At 56.1% G+C, this 17,639-nt stretch carries 16 protein-coding genes and 1 pseudogene; 9 read left to right on the top strand and 8 right to left on the bottom strand.

Annotated features, from left to right (window positions below):
• Window positions 1-8: 8 nt before the first annotated feature.
• The 3 genes from ACOTX5_RS06055 (at window position 9) to rnd (ending at window position 3,678) form a co-directional block, all read left to right on the top strand.
• Window positions 9-590 carry a Slp family lipoprotein gene (locus tag ACOTX5_RS06055; RefSeq protein WP_023303883.1) on the top strand — a complete coding sequence of 194 codons (582 nt, stop codon included), beginning with the start codon at window positions 9-11 and terminating at the stop codon, window positions 588-590.
• A 203-nt stretch (window positions 591-793) separates the two neighbouring features.
• Window positions 794-2,479 carry a long-chain-fatty-acid--CoA ligase FadD gene (gene fadD / locus ACOTX5_RS06050; protein ID WP_017693264.1) on the top strand — a complete coding sequence of 562 codons (1,686 nt, stop codon included), beginning with the start codon at window positions 794-796 and terminating at the stop codon, window positions 2,477-2,479.
• 83 nt (window positions 2,480-2,562) lie between these two features.
• Window positions 2,563-3,678 (top strand): ribonuclease D, encoded by a 1,116-nt coding sequence (rnd, locus tag ACOTX5_RS06045; protein ID WP_122959317.1) that lies wholly within the window; start codon window positions 2,563-2,565, stop codon window positions 3,676-3,678.
• A gap of 86 nt (window positions 3,679-3,764) precedes the next feature.
• Here rnd and minE read toward each other — a convergent pair whose 3' ends face one another.
• Genes minE through minC form a run of 3 tightly spaced genes read right to left on the bottom strand, consistent with a single transcriptional unit; the run spans window position 3,765 to window position 5,577 of the window.
• Window positions 3,765-4,031, bottom strand: coding sequence for a cell division topological specificity factor MinE (gene minE, locus ACOTX5_RS06040; RefSeq protein WP_003859937.1), 267 nt, complete (start codon window positions 4,029-4,031; stop codon window positions 3,765-3,767).
• 3 nt (window positions 4,032-4,034) lie between these two features.
• Window positions 4,035-4,847, bottom strand: coding sequence for a septum site-determining protein MinD (gene minD, locus ACOTX5_RS06035; protein WP_003859938.1), 813 nt, complete (start codon window positions 4,845-4,847; stop codon window positions 4,035-4,037).
• 22 nt (window positions 4,848-4,869) lie between these two features.
• Window positions 4,870-5,577: a septum site-determining protein MinC gene (gene minC / locus ACOTX5_RS06030; RefSeq protein ID WP_063438895.1), complete on the bottom strand. Its 708-nt coding sequence runs from the start codon at window positions 5,575-5,577 to the stop codon at window positions 4,870-4,872.
• Between the two features lie 123 nt (window positions 5,578-5,700).
• On the opposite strand from minC, the gene ACOTX5_RS06025 reads away from it, so the two are divergent.
• The 3 genes from ACOTX5_RS06025 (at window position 5,701) to ACOTX5_RS06015 (ending at window position 7,217) form a co-directional block, all read left to right on the top strand.
• Entirely contained in the window at window positions 5,701-5,976 is a 276-nt protein-coding gene (locus ACOTX5_RS06025) for a YcgL domain-containing protein (RefSeq protein WP_015570312.1), read from the top strand.
• A gap of 47 nt (window positions 5,977-6,023) precedes the next feature.
• Entirely contained in the window at window positions 6,024-6,683 is a 660-nt protein-coding gene (locus ACOTX5_RS06020; RefSeq protein ID WP_045911202.1) for a fumarylacetoacetate hydrolase family protein, read from the top strand.
• Window positions 6,684-6,776: 93 nt separating this feature from the next.
• Window positions 6,777-7,217, top strand: coding sequence for a YcgN family cysteine cluster protein (locus tag ACOTX5_RS06015; RefSeq protein ID WP_015570314.1), 441 nt, complete (start codon window positions 6,777-6,779; stop codon window positions 7,215-7,217).
• Window positions 7,218-7,316: 99 nt separating this feature from the next.
• Here ACOTX5_RS06015 and dsbB read toward each other — a convergent pair whose 3' ends face one another.
• Together dsbB and nhaB are read right to left on the bottom strand one after the other, a co-directional pair.
• The gene (dsbB, locus tag ACOTX5_RS06010; RefSeq protein ID WP_032667927.1) at window positions 7,317-7,847 is read right to left on the bottom strand and encodes a disulfide bond formation protein DsbB; all 531 of its coding nucleotides are present in this window, start codon (window positions 7,845-7,847) and stop codon (window positions 7,317-7,319) included.
• 46 nt (window positions 7,848-7,893) lie between these two features.
• A complete protein-coding gene (gene nhaB, locus ACOTX5_RS06005) occupies window positions 7,894-9,432 on the bottom strand; it encodes a Na(+)/H(+) antiporter NhaB (protein WP_045911203.1) in 1,539 nt (512 codons plus the stop codon).
• 200 nt (window positions 9,433-9,632) lie between these two features.
• Between nhaB and fadR the strand changes: the two genes are divergently transcribed.
• Entirely contained in the window at window positions 9,633-10,352 is a 720-nt protein-coding gene (gene fadR, locus ACOTX5_RS06000) for a fatty acid metabolism transcriptional regulator FadR (RefSeq protein WP_015570315.1), read from the top strand.
• 109 nt (window positions 10,353-10,461) lie between these two features.
• Here fadR and ACOTX5_RS05995 read toward each other — a convergent pair whose 3' ends face one another.
• The gene (locus ACOTX5_RS05995; RefSeq protein WP_017384314.1) at window positions 10,462-11,994 is read right to left on the bottom strand and encodes a SpoVR family protein; all 1,533 of its coding nucleotides are present in this window, start codon (window positions 11,992-11,994) and stop codon (window positions 10,462-10,464) included.
• Between the two features lie 321 nt (window positions 11,995-12,315).
• Here ACOTX5_RS05995 and ACOTX5_RS05990 point away from each other — a divergent pair, with 321 nt between their 5' ends.
• Both ACOTX5_RS05990 and dadX read left to right on the top strand, forming a co-directional pair.
• A complete protein-coding gene (locus ACOTX5_RS05990) occupies window positions 12,316-13,614 on the top strand; it encodes a D-amino acid dehydrogenase (protein ID WP_015570317.1) in 1,299 nt (432 codons plus the stop codon).
• A gap of 9 nt (window positions 13,615-13,623) precedes the next feature.
• Window positions 13,624-14,694, top strand: coding sequence for a catabolic alanine racemase DadX (dadX, locus tag ACOTX5_RS05985; RefSeq protein WP_032653929.1), 1,071 nt, complete (start codon window positions 13,624-13,626; stop codon window positions 14,692-14,694).
• Between the two features lie 162 nt (window positions 14,695-14,856).
• Here the strand turns inward: dadX and ACOTX5_RS05980 are convergent.
• A pseudogene (locus tag ACOTX5_RS05980) lies at window positions 14,857-16,524 on the bottom strand (potassium/proton antiporter); the annotation flags it as partial.
• Window positions 16,525-16,621: 97 nt separating this feature from the next.
• Window positions 16,622-17,536 carry a muramoyltetrapeptide carboxypeptidase gene (gene ldcA, locus ACOTX5_RS05975; protein ID WP_045911205.1) on the bottom strand — a complete coding sequence of 305 codons (915 nt, stop codon included), beginning with the start codon at window positions 17,534-17,536 and terminating at the stop codon, window positions 16,622-16,624.
• Window positions 17,537-17,639: the final 103 nt, after the last annotated feature.

Below are 17,639 nucleotides of genomic sequence, written 5' to 3'. Positions count from 1 at the left end.
GTCGCATCATGGCGGTTCAGACTAAAGTTGTACGCTTTCTTATGGCAGGCGCGGTTGCCATAGCACTGAGCGGGTGCGTCACCGTTCCTGATGCGATCAAGGGCACCAGCCCGACGCCACAGCAAGATCTGGTACGCGTGATGAATGCCCCGGAGCTGTATGTCGGGCAGGAAGCGCGGTTTGGCGGCAAGGTGGTTGAAGTGATAAACCAGCAGGGTAAAACCCGACTGGAGATTGCCACTGTCCCGCTGGACGACGGCGCGCGGCCTGTTCTGGGTGAAGCCTCGCGCGGGCGGATCTACGCTGACGTCAGCGGCTTCCTCGATCCGGTAGATTTCCGCGGGCAGCTGGTGACCGTCGTCGGGCCGATTACCGGTTCGGTGGCCGGGAAAATCGGCAATACGCCATACAAATTTATGACCATGCAGGTGAACGGCTACAAACGCTGGCGTATCGCCCAGCAGGTGGTGATGCCGCCACAGCCAATCGATCCGTGGATGTGGGGACCGCATCCGTATCGTTACGGCTACGGTGGCTGGGGTTGGTACAATCCAGGCCCTGCACAGGTTCAAACAATCGTAACTGAGTAACTTACTGTTATTGTTAGGAAAGAGACAGCGGCTCAGCCGCTGTCTCTGTTTTTTTACGGATAAAACGAAAAAAAAGAGTGACGCGCTTCGCAACCTGCAATCTGAACAATTAATAAACTGGTACGCTGAGTTAATATAATGTTAACAAACTGTTTATTATCGGGGCTGTGATGACGACGAACACTCATTTCAGAGGTGATGCATTGAAAAAGGTTTGGCTTAACCGTTATCCCGCGGATGTCCCTGCGGAGATCAATCCTGACCGTTATCAATCCCTGATTGAATTATTTGAACACTCGGTACGGCGTTACGCTGACCAGCCTGCATTTGTGAATATGGGCGAAGTGATGACCTTCCGTAAGCTGGAAGAGCGCAGCCGGGCGTTTGCAGCCTATTTACAGGAAGGGTTGGGCTTGCAGAAAGGGGATCGCGTCGCGCTGATGATGCCAAACCTGCTGCAATACCCGGTGGCGCTGTTCGGGATCCTCAGGGCAGGGATGATCGTGGTTAACGTTAACCCGCTCTATACCCCGCGCGAGCTGGAACATCAGTTGAATGACAGCGGCGCGGCGGCGATTGTGATTGTCTCCAACTTTGCCCACACGCTGGAAAAAGTCGTTGAAAGAACCCAGGTTAAACACGTCATCCTGACGCGCATGGGCGACCAGCTCTCTACCGCGAAAGGTACGCTGGTCAACTTTGTCGTTAAATACGTTAAGCGGCTGGTGCCGAAATACCACCTGCCGGATGCCATCTCTTTCCGCCGCGCCCTGCATGCGGGCTACCGGATGCAGTACGTGAAGCCGGAGATCGTGTCTGAGGATCTGGCATTTCTGCAATACACGGGCGGTACCACCGGCGTGGCGAAAGGGGCGATGCTGACCCACCGAAATATGCTGGCGAACCTTGAGCAGGTTAATGCCACCTACGGGCCGCTGCTGCACCCGGGCAAGGAGCTGGTGATCACCGCGCTTCCGCTGTATCACATTTTTGCGCTGACCATGAACTGCCTGCTGTTTATTGAGCTTGGCGGTCAAAACGTATTGATCACCAACCCGCGCGACATTCCGGGGCTGGTCAAAGAGCTGGCGAAATACCCGTTCACCGCCATGACCGGCGTGAACACCCTGTTTAACGCGCTGCTTAACAATAAAGAGTTCCAGCAGCTCGATTTCTCCACGCTGCACCTCTCTGCGGGTGGCGGGATGCCGGTTCAGCAGGCGGTTGCCGAGCGCTGGGTGAAACTCACCGGGCAATATCTGCTGGAAGGCTATGGCCTGACGGAGTGCGCCCCGCTGGTCAGCGTTAACCCGCATGATATCGACTATCACAGCGGCAGTATCGGTCTGCCGGTCCCGTCGACGGAAGCAAAACTGGTGGATGATGAGGATAACGAAGTGCCTCACGGTGAGCCAGGAGAGCTGTGCGTCAGAGGGCCGCAGGTGATGCTGGGCTACTGGCAACGTCCGGATGCCACGGATGAGATCATCAAAGACGGCTGGCTGCACACGGGCGACATCGCGGTGATGGATGACGAAGGCTTCCTGCGCATCGTCGATCGCAAGAAAGATATGATCCTGGTGTCAGGGTTCAACGTCTATCCGAACGAAATCGAAGACGTGGTGATGCAGCACAGCGGCGTGCTGGAAGTGGCGGCGGTGGGCGTTCCTTCCGGCAGCAGCGGTGAAGCGGTGAAGATATTTGTGGTCAAGAAAGATCCTTCTCTGACCGAGGATGCGCTGATAACGTTTTGTCGCCGTCAGCTGACGGGCTATAAAGTGCCGAAGCTGGTGGAATTCCGGGATGAGCTGCCGAAATCCAACGTCGGGAAGATATTACGACGAGAATTACGTGACGAAGCCCGTGCCAAAGTGGACAATAAGGCCTGAGCTTCACGTTAATCGCCCAGACGCCGGTTAATCCGGCGTTTTTTATGGGCGCAAACAAAAGAGAGTCCGATTTGAATTACCAGATGATCACTACCAACGACGAGCTGGCTTCGCTGTGCGAGGTGACGCGTGAATTTCCCGCTATCGCCCTGGATACGGAATTTGTCCGCACCCGAACGTACTATCCGCAGCTGGGTCTGATTCAGATGTATGACGGCAAACACGTGTCGTTGATTGACCCCCTCGGCATTACCGACTGGGCGCCAATGCGCGAGCTGTTGCTGGATACCGCCGTGACCAAATATCTGCACGCGGGCAGTGAAGATCTGGAAGTCTTTCTCAACACCTTTGGCATCATGCCGCAGCCGCTGATTGATACCCAGATCCTCGCGGCGTTCAGCGGTCGTCCGCTCTCCTGGGGTTTTGCGGCGATGGTGGAAGAGTACACCGGTCTGACGCTGGATAAGAGCGAATCGCGTACCGACTGGCTCGCGCGTCCGCTGACGGCGCGTCAGCTTGAATACGCCGCGGCAGACGTCTTTTATCTTCTTCCAATTGCCGGCCAGCTCATGAAAGAGGCTGAGGCGTCCGGTTGGCTGTCTGCCGCACTGGACGAGTGCCGCATGACGCAGCAGCGTCGCCAGGAAGTGGTTGATCCGAAAGAAGCCTGGCGTGACATCACCAACGCCTGGCAGCTGCGCACCCGCCAGCTGGCCTGTCTGCAATTGCTGGCTGACTGGCGTCTGCGTAAAGCGCGTGAGCGCGATCTGGCGGTTAACTTCGTGGTGCGTGAAGAACACCTGTGGGCGGTGGCGCGCTATATGCCGGGTAGCCTTGGTGAGCTGGACAGCATTGGCCTTTCCGGAAGTGAGATCCGTTTCCACGGTAAAACGCTGCTCGCGCTGGTAGAGAAAGCTCAGCAACTGCCAGAGGACGCACTGCCAGAACCGCTGCTTAACCTGATGGATATGCCGGGCTACCGCAAGGCGTTCAAAGATATCAAAGCGCTGGTGCAGACGGTGGCGGGGGAAAGCAAACTGAGTGCCGAACTGCTGGCTTCACGTCGTCAGATTAACCAGCTGCTGAACTGGCACTGGAAGTTGAAACCGCAAAATGGTTTACCGGAACTGGTCGCCGGATGGCGGGGGGAACTGATGGCCGAACGCCTGAATACCCTGCTGGAAGGGTATCCGCGCTAAAGAATTGTAGCCCCGGTAAGCGCAGCGCCACCGGGGAAATTGCCGGGCGGCGCGATGCTTACCCGGCCTACAAAACCACAAACGGATTAACGCGACTCTTCCGCTTCCGGAAGCGTCACGTTCAGCTCCAGAATCGAAATATCCCCGTCTTTTTGCTCCAGCTGAACGGTGACCATTTCCGGGTCAATCTGCACGTATTTGCAGATCACTTCCAGAATGTCTTTGCGCAGCTGCGGCAGGTAGTGCGGTTCGGCGTCGCTACGACGACGTTCCGCCACAATGATTTGCAGACGTTCTTTTGCGATGTTGGCGGTGCTTTTTTTCCGCGAGAGAAAAAAGTCCAGTAATGCCATAACTTATCCTCCGAACAGGCGTTTGAGGAAACCTTTCTTCTCTTCTTCAATGAAGCGGAAAGGACGTTCTTCTCCCAGCAGACGGTCAACGGTATCCGCATACGCTTTACCTGCGTCTGCCTGTGTATCCAGGATCACGGGCTCGCCCTGGTTAGAGGCGCGCAACACGGACTGATCTTCCGGGATCACGCCAACCAGTTTGATGCGCAGGATCTCCAGCACGTCTTCCATGCTCAGCATGTCACCTTTGTTCACCCGGCCCGGGTTGTAGCGGGTCAGCAGCAGGTGCTCTTTGATTGGCTCCTGGCCATTTTCCGCGCGACGGGATTTCGAGGCCAGAATGCCGAGAATACGGTCGGAGTCACGTACTGACGAGACTTCCGGGTTGGTGGTGATGATGGCTTCATCCGCGAAATAGAGCGCCATCAAAGCCCCGGTTTCGATACCGGCCGGGGAGTCGCAGACCACGAAGTCGAACTCCATCTTTTTCAGATCGTCGAGCACCTTTTCCACGCCTTCGCGGGTCAGGGCGTCTTTATCACGGGTCTGGGACGCCGGAAGAATGTAGAGGTTCTCGGTACGCTTATCTTTAATCAGCGCCTGGTTAAGGGTGGCATCGCCCTGAATGACGTTCACGAAGTCATACACCACGCGACGCTCGCAACCCATGATCAGGTCCAGGTTACGCAGACCGATATCGAAGTCGATTACGACGGTTTTCTTTCCCTTCTGGGCCAAACCAGTAGCGATGGCCGCGCTGGAGGTGGTCTTGCCAACGCCTCCTTTACCCGAAGTCACAACAATAATGCGTGCCATAGAAATTCCTTGTTAAAAGGGATCAATTTAACGGTTGAACGGTCAAAGCGTTATCTGCCAGTTGCAGACGGGCCGCTTTGCCATAAAATTCGGCTGGGATTTTATCGCTCAGCCAATATTCACCTGCGATAGACACCAGTTCTGCCGTCAGGTGAGTACAAAAAATTTGTGCTTCTCGATCGCCGCTGGCGCCCGCAAGCGCACGCCCACGCATCATACCGTAAACGTGAATATTGCCATCTGCAATCAGTTCTGCGCCCGCACTGACGTGGCTTGTAACAATCAGATCACAGTTTGGCGCATAAATGCGCTGACCGGAACGAACCGGCAGATCAATCAATCGCGTTTTTGTGACTGGGGCTACATTTTGCGCCGGAGGCGGGGGAGCGGGAACGGTTGCAGGCGTTGCACGCGGGGCTTTTTCTTTGCCCTCGTTTAACAAGGGCAAACCCGCGCGTTCAATTTCGGCTTTTAACTCTGCGTCTTTGCAGCCGCTAATACCCACGATGCGCAACCCCGTGGAGACGACGGCCTGCTGGAGTCGCTTCCAGTTAACCGGCCCCTCAAGGTCGCTTACATTGATGACGACAGGAGCATGCTTAAGAAAAGCGGGAGCCTGCGCGATTTTGTCTTCTAACGCCTGACGAATAACCTCGGGTTTTGCATCATGCAAATGAACCACTGATAAGGTGAAGCTACTGCCTTTAAGCTCGATGGGCGTATTTGACATCCTGGCCTTACTCAATTTGCTATTAACCGCAACACATCGCCGCGATATTCCGAAGAGTATCAGGCATGTTATAGTCAGGAGTATATTGAGGCAAGCAACCACCCGTTAATTCAGAGTAAAAACATGTTTTGTGTGATCTACAGAAGTACCAGCCGCGACCAGACCTACCTTTATGTCGAAAAGAAAGACGATTTTTCCCGCGTGCCTGAAGAATTAATGAAAAGCTTTGGCCGACCGCAGCTGGCGATGCTGCTGCCGCTGGACGGCCGTAAGAAGCTGGTGAACGCCGATCTTGAGAAAGTCAAAAAGGCGTTAATCGAGCAGGGCTATTATTTACAGCTTCCGCCGCCACCGGAGAATTTATTAAAACAGCACCTTGAGCTGAGCGGAAAGAAATAAGCCCGGGTCCTTCCGGGAACAACTCATCAACCGATTAGGGGTCGACCATGTATCAACATCATAACTGGCAAGGTGCATTACTGGATTATCCCGTCAGCAAAGTGGTCTGCGTGGGCAGCAACTATGCAAAACATATTCAGGAGATGGGCAGCGCCGTGCCGGAAGAGCCGGTTCTGTTTATTAAGCCAGAAACCGCACTGTGCGATATTCGCCAGCCGCTGGTTCTGCCGCAGGGACTGGGCTCGGTGCATCATGAAGTGGAACTGGCGGTGCTGGTCGGCGCGACGCTGCGCCAGGCAACTGAAGAGCATGTAGAGAAGGCGATTGCGGGTTACGGTGTCGCGCTCGACCTGACGCTGCGTGACGTCCAGGGCAAAATGAAGAAAGCGGGGCAGCCGTGGGAAAAAGCCAAGGGTTTTGATAATTCATGCCCGATTTCCGGTTTCGTTCCGGTGAGTGAATTTACCGACGATCCGCAGAACACGCCGCTCAGCCTGAAGGTCAACGGCGAGATCCGCCAGCAGGGAACAACCGCTGACATGATCCATAAGATCGTTCCGCTGATTGCCTACATGAGCCGCTTCTTCACCCTGAAACCTGGCGACGTGATCCTCACCGGCACTCCGGAAGGTGTGGGGCCGCTGCTTAGCGGCGACGAACTGGACGTCAGTTTTAACGGCCTGTCGCTGAAAACCCGCGTGCTGTAAAAGCACCTTGCCGCCTGAAAAGGGCGGCAAAACTTGCATCAACGTGCCAGACTCGTTATAAGGTGCGCTCTATTTTGACGTGTGGACATCCCGATGAACGACATTCCTTTCTGGCAAAGCAAAACTCTCGACGACATGACCGACGCGGAGTGGGAATCGTTGTGTGACGGCTGCGGGCAGTGCTGCCTGCATAAGCTGATGGATGAAGATTCGGACGAGATCTATTTCACCAACGTAGCCTGCAAGCAGTTAAACATCAAAACCTGCCAGTGCCGCAACTATGAGCGCCGTTTCGAATATGAGCCGGACTGCATCAAGTTAACCCGTGAAAATCTGCCGACCTTTGAGTGGCTGCCGCATACCTGCGCGTATCGCCTGCTGGCGGAAGGGAAAGATCTGCCGACATGGCATCCGCTGTTGACGGGGTCGAAAGCGGCGATGCACGGCGAACGTATTTCCGTGCGCCACATTGCGGTGAAAGAGTCCGAGGTGCGGGACTGGGAAGACCACATTATGAATCACCCTAATCGGTGACAATAAAAAACCCGCCTCGGCGGGTTTTTTATTGTTCACAATTGTGTCGGGTGGCGCTGTGCTTACCCGACCTGCAAAACTGACGTTGCCGTTTTGCTTTTACCTTCCAAAAAGATCGCGTTTCTTTGGTTTGAACGGCTGGGCAATCAGCACCAGCAGTGCCACCACAAAGTAGGCGACAAAAATGCCCACCAGCCACTGCGGCATCTCCAGCGTCAGGAACTCCCACTGGCGTACAGAGCAGTCACCGGAGGCCACAAACACCTGCGGCAGCCATTTATCCAGCGGCAGCCAGCTCGGGAAGCGGGCGGCAAAATCGCAGGTCATAAACGGCGACGGGTGAAGCTGCATCTGGGTGTGCTCCCAGGCAAGCGCAATCCCTTTCCCGGCGCTGAACAGCCAGATGGCAATTGCCGCATAGCGTAACGGTGATTTGGGTGCAATCGCACCTACCAGACCCGCGCCCATAATGCCGAACAGCGCACAACGCTCATAAATACACAGTACGCAAGGTTTCAGCCCCATCACATGCTGAAACCACAGCGCGACCATTTCCAGCGCAAAGGCGGTCAGGGCCATCAACAACCACGCTCCGCGACCGCGTGAGCACTGGTTCAAAAATCGCAACATAATCATTTCCCTGGAACATGCTTAGACAGCGCAGTGTAAACGAATTTTAATGCGCCGCAAGTATACCTGCTTGCAATAACCATTGCGTACAGGGAACGAGAGAAATTTTGATGCACAGCAAACCAACCAGGGTAAGCACCAGCGTATACGGCAGCGCCATCCAGACCATTCTTCCATAAGAAAGTCGTATGAGTGGTGCCAGCGCCGAGGTCAGCAGGAAGAGGAATGCCGCCTGACCGTTCGGGGTTGCCACGGAGGGGAGGTTGGTTCCGGTGTTGATCGCCACCGCCAGCAGCTCGAACTGTTCACTGCTGACAATCCCTTGCTCCATCGCGGCTTTGGCCTCATTGATGTATACCGTCCCGACAAAGACGTTATCGGATATAGAGGACAACAGACCGTTAAACAAATAGAACAGCGTTAGCTGCGAATCTGGCGTAGCCTGAAGCACAAACGCGATGATCGGCGCGAACAGATGTTGGTCAATAATCACCGCCACGACCGCGAAAAACACCGCCAGCAGGGCGGTAAACGGCAGCGCTTCGGTAAAGGCTTTTCCGATAGCATGTTCGTCCGTAACGCCGCCCAGGCTGGTTGCAAGGATAATTACCGACAGGCCAATCAGCCCCACCTCGGCAAGGTGGAAGGCCAGCGCAGCGATAAGCCACACGCCGATGAAACCCTGTGCAATCAGGCGCAGCGTCTCCTGGCGCGTGCGTTGTTTGCGGCTCTGCTCGTCAAACTTATGCAGCTCCTGGCGGACCTGATCGGGCAACTTCGCGCCATACCCAAAGAGGTTGAATTTTTCGACCAGCACACAGGTGGCTAACCCGCAGACCAGCACGGGCACGCTGACGGGCGCCATGCGCAGGAAAAATTCGCCAAAATGCCACTCAGCCGCTTTGGCGATAATCAGGTTTTGCGGCTCCCCGACCATGGTCATCACGCCGCCCAGCGCCGTCCCCACGCCCGCATGCATCATCAGGCTGCGCAGAAACGCGCGGAACTGTTCCAGCACATCGCGGTTGTGCGCCTCAACGTGACTGTCGTCCTGCAAGTTATCGCCAGGACGAGACGAGGCCACCCGGTGGTAAATCCCGTAAAAGCCGACGGCGACGCTGATCACCACCGCAACGACCGTCAGCGCATCCAGGAAGGCAGAGAGGAAGGCCGCGGCGAGGCAAAACGCCAGCGAGAGCAGCGTTTTCGACGGAATGCTCAGCAGCAAACGGGTGAAGATAAACAGCAGAAGCTGCTTCATAAAGTAGATCCCCGCCACCATGAAGATCAGCAGCAGCAAGACTTCAAGATTCGACGCTATCTCGTTTTTAACATGCTCCGCGCTGGTCATTCCAATGACCACGGCTTCCAGCGCCAGCAGCCCGCCGGGCAACAGCGGATAGCACTTCAGCGCCATCGCCAGGGTAAAGATAAACTCGGCGACCAACATCCACCCGGCAACGAAGGGATCCAGCAAAAAGATAACGGGATTAACGACCAGGAATACCAGTAAAGTAAGTTTGTACCAGTCAGGTGACTGACCTAAAAAGTTGCGCCACAGCGCGCGCCCAAATGAAATTTCCACGACAGACGTCCTTTACCCGTCAAATAAGACAAGACATCAGTATACGCAAAAATGGCGGCAGACGGGGGATTAAGCCATTTGTAAATTTCATAAAAATGAAACGGCGATCCCTCTTTTCTGTCTCTGCTGCGCTATCTGCCTCTGCGCGCCTCTGGTATGATGAGTGCAATTTGCTAAAGCTGTGTAATGGAAATCTCACTATGGTCATTAAGGCGCAGAGCCCGGCGGGTTTCGCGGAAGAGTACATCATTGAAAGCATCTGGAATAATCGTTTCCCTGCGGGATCAATTCTACCTGCTGAACGCGAACTCTCTGAACTGATTGGCGTCACCCGTACCACGCTGCGAGAAGTGCTCCAGCGTCTGGCGCGCGATGGCTGGTTGACGATACAGCATGGCAAACCCACTAAGGTGAACAACTTCTGGGAAACGTCCGGGCTGAACATTCTGGAAACGCTGGCGCGTCTCGACCACGAAAGCGTACCGCAGCTGATTGATAATCTGCTTTCCGTGCGCACCAACATCGCCACCATTTTCATCCGCACCGCGTTTCGTCAGCATCCTGAAGATGCGCTGAAAGTGCTTGCCACCGCTAATGAGGTGGAAGACCACGCGGATGCCTTTGCGACCCTGGATTACAACGTGTTCCGCGGTCTGGCGTTTGCTTCCGGCAATCCGGTTTACGGTCTGATCCTGAATGGAATGAAAGGGTTATATACGCGCATTGGTCGTCACTACTTTGCTAACCCTGAAGCCCGCAGCCTGGCGCTCGGCTTCTACCATAAACTGAGCAAACTCTGCACCGAAGGGCTGCACGATCAGGTCTATGAAACGGTGCGTCGTTACGGCCACGACTCCGGTGAAATCTGGCACCGGATGCAGAAAACGCTGCCGGGTGATTTAGCGATTCAGAGTCGCTAAAATAAAAAACCTCTCGATTGAGAGGTTTTTTTTCGCCCGGTGGCGCTTTGCTTACCGGGCCTACAAAACCCGTAGGCCGGGTAAGGCGTAGCCGCCACCCGGCAACAAACTACAGCGTATTCAACCGCGCCGGACACCGGTCCAGCAGCTCCACGCTGCCATCTTCGTTCTGCTGCTCCAGCAACACGTCAAATCCCCACAGGCGATGCACATGCTTCAGCACTTCCTTACGCCCCTTATCCAGCGGCGCGCGGTTGTGCGGAATATAGCGCAACGTCAGGGAGCGGTCGCCGCGCAGATCCACGTTCCAGACCTGAATGTTCGGTTCAAGATTACTCAGGTTGTACTGGGATGACAGGCGCGAGCGGATCTCGCGATAACCCTCTTCGTTGTGGATCGCGGAGATCTCCAGGTAGTTGTTGCGGTCATCATCCAGTACGGTGAAGAAGCGGAAATCACGCATGATCTTCGGCGACATGAACTGGCTGATAAAGCTCTCATCCTTAAAATCACGCATCGCGAAGTGCAGCGTTTCCAGCCAGTCAGAACCGGCAATATCCGGGAACCAGTATTTGTCCTCTTCGGTGGGCGACTGACAAATACGCTTGATATCCTGGAACATGGCAAAGCCGAGCGCGTACGGGTTAATGCCGCTGTACCACGGGCTGTTATATGCCGGCTGGAATACCACGTTGGTGTGGCTGTGCAGAAACTCCATCATAAACCGCTCGGTGACTTTTCCTTCGTCGTACAGGTGGTTAAGAATGGTGTAGTGCCAGAAGGTCGCCCAGCCTTCGTTCATCACCTGGGTCTGCTTCTGCGGATAGAAATACTGGCTCACCTTGCGCACGATGCGCAGGATCTCACGCTGCCACGGCTCCAGCAGTGGGGCGTTTTTCTCCATAAAGTAGAGCAGGTTTTCCTGCGGCTCGGAAGGGTAGCGACGCGCCTCGGCGACGGTTTTCTCCTCTTCACGTTTCGGCAGGGTGCGCCACAGCATATTCACCTGGCTTTGCAGATACTCCTCGCGGCTCTTCTGCCGGGCTTTCTCTTCCTGCAATGAGATCTTCTGCGGGCGCTTATAGCGGTCAACGCCGTAGTTCATCAGCGCGTGGCAGGAGTCCAGCAGCTTCTCCACCTCGTCAACGCCGTAGCGCTCTTCGCAGTCGGTAATGTATTTGCGGGCGAAGATCAGGTAATCGACGATGGAGCTGGCGTCCGTCCAGCTGCGGAACAGATAGTTATTTTTGAAGAACGAGTTATGTCCATAGCAGGCGTGCGCCATCACCAGCGCCTGCATGGTAATGGTGTTCTCCTCCATCAGATAGGCAATACACGGGTTAGAGTTAATGACGATTTCATACGCCAGTCCCTGCTGCCCGTGCTTATACAGCCGCTCTGTCTCAATGAATTTTTTGCCAAACGACCAGTGCGGATAGTTAATTGGCATCCCGACGCTGGAGTAAGCGTCCATCATCTGTTCCGAGGTGATGACTTCAATCTGATGGGGATAGGTATCCAGACGATAGAGTTTGGCCACCCGGTCGATCTCCGCCAGGTAGACATCCAGCAACTCGAAGGTCCAGTCGGGTCCATCGCTCAGACGGGTGCTGTCCCTGGACATGGAATCTAGTGTAGCCATTAGCGCGCCCTCGTTGTTGGTCGCTCTCTCTGACTGGAGAGCCTCCTTTCAAGCATAGATCACCCCATTCAAATACGCGGGGCGCAGAAATTTTTTCTTTGCGATTTCGCGTTTTCGATACGGCAAATAAAGCGGTGCCTATAGAATTTTCTACTGGTTAAAAATAACGCGCAGCAGGAGATCCCAAATAAGCGCCATCCCCTGATACAGCGGGATATGTGAGTTGAGTCACCATAAAAAAGTCATATGTTGAATAATATTTTCAACTAGGTTATCAATCTGTAATTAGATGATTGTTCTTTTGCTCATAATGGAGTGGCTATGCGTGTTGTCATACTGGGAAGTGGTGTCGTTGGCGTAACCAGCGCCTGGTATTTAAGTCAGGCGGGACATGAGGTTACCGTTATCGATCGCGAATCCGGTCCGGCGCTGGAAACCAGTGCGGCGAATGCGGGGCAAATCTCTCCGGGCTACGCTGCGCCGTGGGCGGCCCCGGGCGTTCCGCTGAAGGCGATCAAATGGATGTTTCAGCGACATGCGCCGTTGGCGATAAGTCTTGACGGCACGCAGTTCCAGCTTAAATGGATGTGGCAGATGCTGCGCAACTGCGACACCCGCCACTATATGGAAAACAAGGGGCGTATGGTGCGGCTGGCGGAATACAGCCGCGACTGCCTGAAGGCGCTGCGTGCCTCAACGGGCATCGAATATGAAGGGCGTCAGGGCGGCACGCTTCAGCTGTTCCGTACCGCGCAACAGTACGAAAACGCGACCCGCGATATCGCCGTGCTTGAAGATGCTGGCGTACCGTATCAGCTGCTGGAAGCCAGCCAGCTGGCGCAGGTGGAGCCAGCGCTTGCCGAGGTCGCGCACAAGCTGACGGGCGGTCTGCGTTTACCGAACGATGAAACCGGCGACTGCCAGCTTTTCACCCAGCGTCTGGCGCGCATGTGTGAGCAGGCCGGGGTGAAATTCCGCTTCAATACTTCTGTCGACAAACTGCTGTCGGAAGGGGAGAAGATTTACGGCGTGAAGTGTGGGGAAGAGGTAATTAAAGCCGATGCCTACGTGATGGCGTTTGGCTCCTACTCAACCGCGATGCTGAAAGGCATCCTGGATATCCCGGTCTATCCGCTGAAAGGCTACTCCCTGACCATTCCTGTGAAAGAGGACAGCGGCGCGCCGGTCTCGACCATTCTTGATGAAACCTACAAAATCGCCATCACCCGCTTCGATAACCGGATCCGCGTCGGGGGCATGGCGGAAATCGTGGGCTTCAATACCGAGCTGCTCAAACCGCGTCGTGAAACGCTGGAGATGGTCGTGGGCGATCTCTTCCCGCGCGGCGGCTTCATTGAGCAGGCGACGTTCTGGACCGGCCTGCGCCCAATGACCCCGGACGGCACGCCGATTGTGGGCCGTACACCATACAAAAATCTGTGGACTAACACCGGCCACGGCACGCTTGGCTGGACCATGGCCTGCGGTTCGGGCCAGCTGCTGAGCGACCTGATCTCCGGACGGACGCCGGCAATTCCGTTTGACGATTTGAGCGCCGCACGCTATCAATCAGGGTTTACCCCATCGCGTCCACAACACCTGCACGGCGCGCATAATTAAGGAGTCGTCATGTCCCGTCCTATTCTGGCCCAGCTGGATTTGCAGGCGCTGAAGGATAACCTGCAAATTGTTCGCCGTGCTGCGCCGGGTTCTCGTGTCTGGTCGGTGGTGAAAGCCAACGCCTACGGTCATGGTATCGACCGTATCTGGAGTGCGCTCGGCGGCACCGATGGTTTTGCCTTGCTGAATCTGGAAGAGGCCATCCTGCTGCGCGAGCGCGGCTGGAAAGGACCGATCCTGCTGCTGGAAGGATTCTTTCATGCGCAGGATCTGCCTCTGCTGGATAAGTACCGCCTGACGACCAGCGTTCACAGTAACTGGCAGATCAAGGCCATCCAGGACGCGAAGCTGCATGCCCCGCTGGATATCTATCTCAAAGTGAACAGCGGGATGAACCGTCTGGGCTTCCAGCCTGAACGGGTGCATACGGTCTGGCAGCAGCTTCGTGCGCTGAAAAACGTCGGTGAGATGACGCTGATGGCGCACTTCGCCGATGCGGAAAAGCCGGACGGCATTGCCGATGCCATGGTCCGCATTGAGCAGGCGGCAGAAGGTCTGGACTGTCCGCGCTCGCTGTCGAACTCAGCGGCAACGCTCTGGCATCCCGAGGCGCACTACAACTGGGTGCGTCCAGGGATCGTTCTGTACGGCGCGTCACCCTCAGGTCAGTGGCAGGATATCGCCAACAGCGGCCTGAAGCCGGTGATGACGTTACGAAGCGAGATTATCGGCGTGCAAACCCTGAAAGCGGGCGATACGGTGGGCTATGGCAGCCGCTATCGGGCAGCAGGTGAACAGCGCATCGGTATCGTGGCGGGGGGCTATGCAGATGGTTATCCGCGCATCGCCCCAAGTGGCACGCCGGTGTGGGTCGATGGCGTGCGCACCGGCACGGTAGGTACCGTCTCAATGGACATGCTGGCCATCGATTTGACGCCGTGTCCCCAGGCGGGGATCGGGTCACCGGTTGAGCTGTGGGGCAACGAGGTTAAAATTGATGATGTGGCCGCTGCGGCGGGCACCGTCGGGTATGAACTGATGTGCGCTCTGGCGCCAAGAGTGCCTGTTGTGACGGTGTAACATGTGTGTGTGCCGGGTGGCGGCTTCGCCTTACCCGGCCTACAAAAGCCCGAACGTAGGCCGGGTAAGCGTTAGCGCCACCCGGCAAAAAAGCAGCTACTCCGCCTCCTCCTCCATCGGCCTTACGCCGACTTTGCGCACCGCGTTATCTTCTTTCTCCGCTACCGTCCAGATCATCCCGGCAAACTCCACCTGGTCACCGACGACCGGCGCAGCCCCTAATAATTGCTGAATAATCTCACCCAGTGTTTGCTGGTTATCGCGATTCTCCAGTCCACCTTCCAGGCCATAAATCAGCGCCACATCCGCAAAGCGGGCGCTGGCTTCGAGGATAAAATCGCCGAAGAAACGCTGATCCAGCGCCACCGGGGGCGACTGGCTGAACAGCTTGCCGAGGGCAGGTAGGTCGCGCTCGCGGCCAATCACGCAGAGGATATCGTTCTCACGCAGCCGCGTGCTGCCGGTCGGGTGAAGCAGGACGTTATCCCGGAACAGGGCGGCAATGCGCGTTTCAGCGGGCATATGCAGATCGCGCAGGGATGCGCCCACGCACCACTTATCGGCGCTTAGCTGGTAGACAAACTGTTCCCAGGGATTCTCAGGGTGAATATCCAGCCCCACGCGGGAGACCGGCCAGCCAATGGGCGGTACCACCACTTTGGCTTTTTTCGCCGCCCAGCCCAGCGACGTCCCCTGGAATAGCAGCGACACCAGCACTACGAAGAAGGCGACGTTGAAGAACAGACGGGCGTTGTCCAGCCCGGCCATCATAGGGAACACTGCCAGAATAATCGGCACCGCGCCGCGCAGCCCCACCCAACTGATAAATATCCGCTCACGCAGGTTAAACCCGCGGAACGGCAGCAGCCCGGCAAACACCGACAGCGGACGGGCGAAGAAGATCATCCAGGCCGACAAAAGCAGCGCCGGCACGGCGATAGGCAGCAGGTCCGACGGCGTCACCAGCAGGCCCAGCACCAGGAACATGGCGATCTGCGCCAGCCAGGCCAGACCGTCGAAGTTCTGCAAGATGGCGTGACGGTTGCGAATCGGTCGGTTGCCCAACAGGAAACCGCAAAGGTAAACCGCCAGAATACCGCTGCCGTCCAGCGCGGTGGTGACGGCAAAGATCAGGATCCCACCGCTCAGGGCCAGCAGCGGGTAAAGGCCGGAAGGCAGCGTAATACGGTTAATCGTATGCTGTAACAGGTAACCGCCGCCGAGACCAATGATAATCCCGAGGCCAAACTGCTGGAGGATGTGCCAGGCGAACATCCAGCTCAGGCCGGTTTCGTGCTGCTGGATCATCTCAATCAGGGTAATGGTCAGGAATACCGCCATCGGATCGTTACTGCCGGATTCAATCTCAAGCGTGGAGCCAACGCGTTCGTTCAGCCCCTTGCCGCCGAGCAGTGAGAAAACCGCCGCCGCATCGGTAGAGCCGACAATCGCGCCAATCAGCAGGCCTTCCATTATATCGAGGTTAAACAGCCAGGCCGCCATCATGCCGGTCAGGCCGGAGGTGATCAGCACGCCGACGGTCGCCAGAGATAGCGCCGGGCCTAAGGCAACGCGAAACGAACTTGCCTGGGTGCGCATTCCGCCGTCCAGCAGAATCACCGCCAGCGCGAGGTTACTCACCATATAGGCGAAAGGGTAATTATCGAAGGGGATACCGCCGATACCGTCGATCCCGGCAAGCATGCCGATAGCCAGGAAAATGACAAGAATAGGTATGCCAAGACGCGATGAAAATGAACTTAATAAAATGCTAAAGGTTACCAGGATGGAACCCAGAATGAAAAGACTGATTATCGCTGTGGCACCCAATGTCGTCTTACTCCCACCTCAATGTGAACGCTGTTATTAAAACCCTAACATAATAACAACGTTAACTGCGTTTTATTGAGGGGGAATAACGGCTTTTTTATGCCTTTAAGACCGGATGACCGCTGATTGTTAACCGACTGCCTGAATTATCGTGTACAAGGTGCGCCTGGGCACCCAGCGGCAGGGTAACGGTTTGCTGCTCATGGCCGAAATCCAGACCGGCGATCACCGGGATATCCAGCCGGGAACGAATGAAATCAATCATCGTCTCCAGGGAATAGCCCGCATCGTAATCGTTGGGGGCTGAACCACTAAAACTGCCCAGCACAATGGCCGACTGCCGATCCAGAATCCCGGCGTGATACAGCTGCAACAGCATACGTTCGACGCGGAACGGGTGTTCGTTGATGTCTTCCAGCACCAGTATGCCGTCCGTGATCTGCGGCAGCCACGGCGTTCCAATCAGCGACACCAGCATCGCGAGGTTGCCGCCCCACAGCTGTCCTTCACATTCCCAGTGCGGTCCATTGCCTTGCCACTCGATGGTGAACGTCGGGTTTTGCAGGGCGCGCCAGAAATGGTCCTGCGTAAACGCATCCAGCTCCGGCGCACCAAAGTTGCCGGCCAGCATCGGGCCGCTAAAGGTAATGACGTTATGCAACGCAAGCAGGCCGAGCTGGATCGCCGTGAAATCGCTGTGTCCGCAGATTAACAGCGGATCCTGCTGCTGGCGCGCGGCCAGCCCGGCCCAGTCGATGCTCTCCAGCAATCGGCTTGCGCCATAGCCGCCGCGCACGGGCAGCACAATGGTGTTTTCACCTTCCAGCGTCGCCAGGCTGTTGATATCGCTCAGTCTCTGCGCCTCCGTACCGGAAAAACGCTGCATGCGCCGGGGGATAATTGTCTGATTTTCTACCTGATGGCCCATTTCCAGCAGGCGCTGAACGCCCCGCTGTGCCGCCTCCTGGTTGATGCAGTAGCCTGACGGTGCGATGAGATGAAACTGAGGCATGGCAATTCCTTGCTGAATGAGAATCTAATTGTCTATATCATGCCGCTTATACGCCGCCTGCTTCAAGGGGCGACGTACCGCGATGACCGGCTATAAGGATAGA

This window comes from Enterobacter cloacae complex sp. IR5441, from assembly GCF_049238215.1.
In the GTDB taxonomy this organism is placed as follows: Bacteria; Pseudomonadota; Gammaproteobacteria; order Enterobacterales; family Enterobacteriaceae; genus Enterobacter; species Enterobacter hormaechei_C.
The sequence above is the reverse complement of the archived record's forward strand: the minus strand, read 5'-3'. Positions and strand labels throughout refer to the sequence as shown.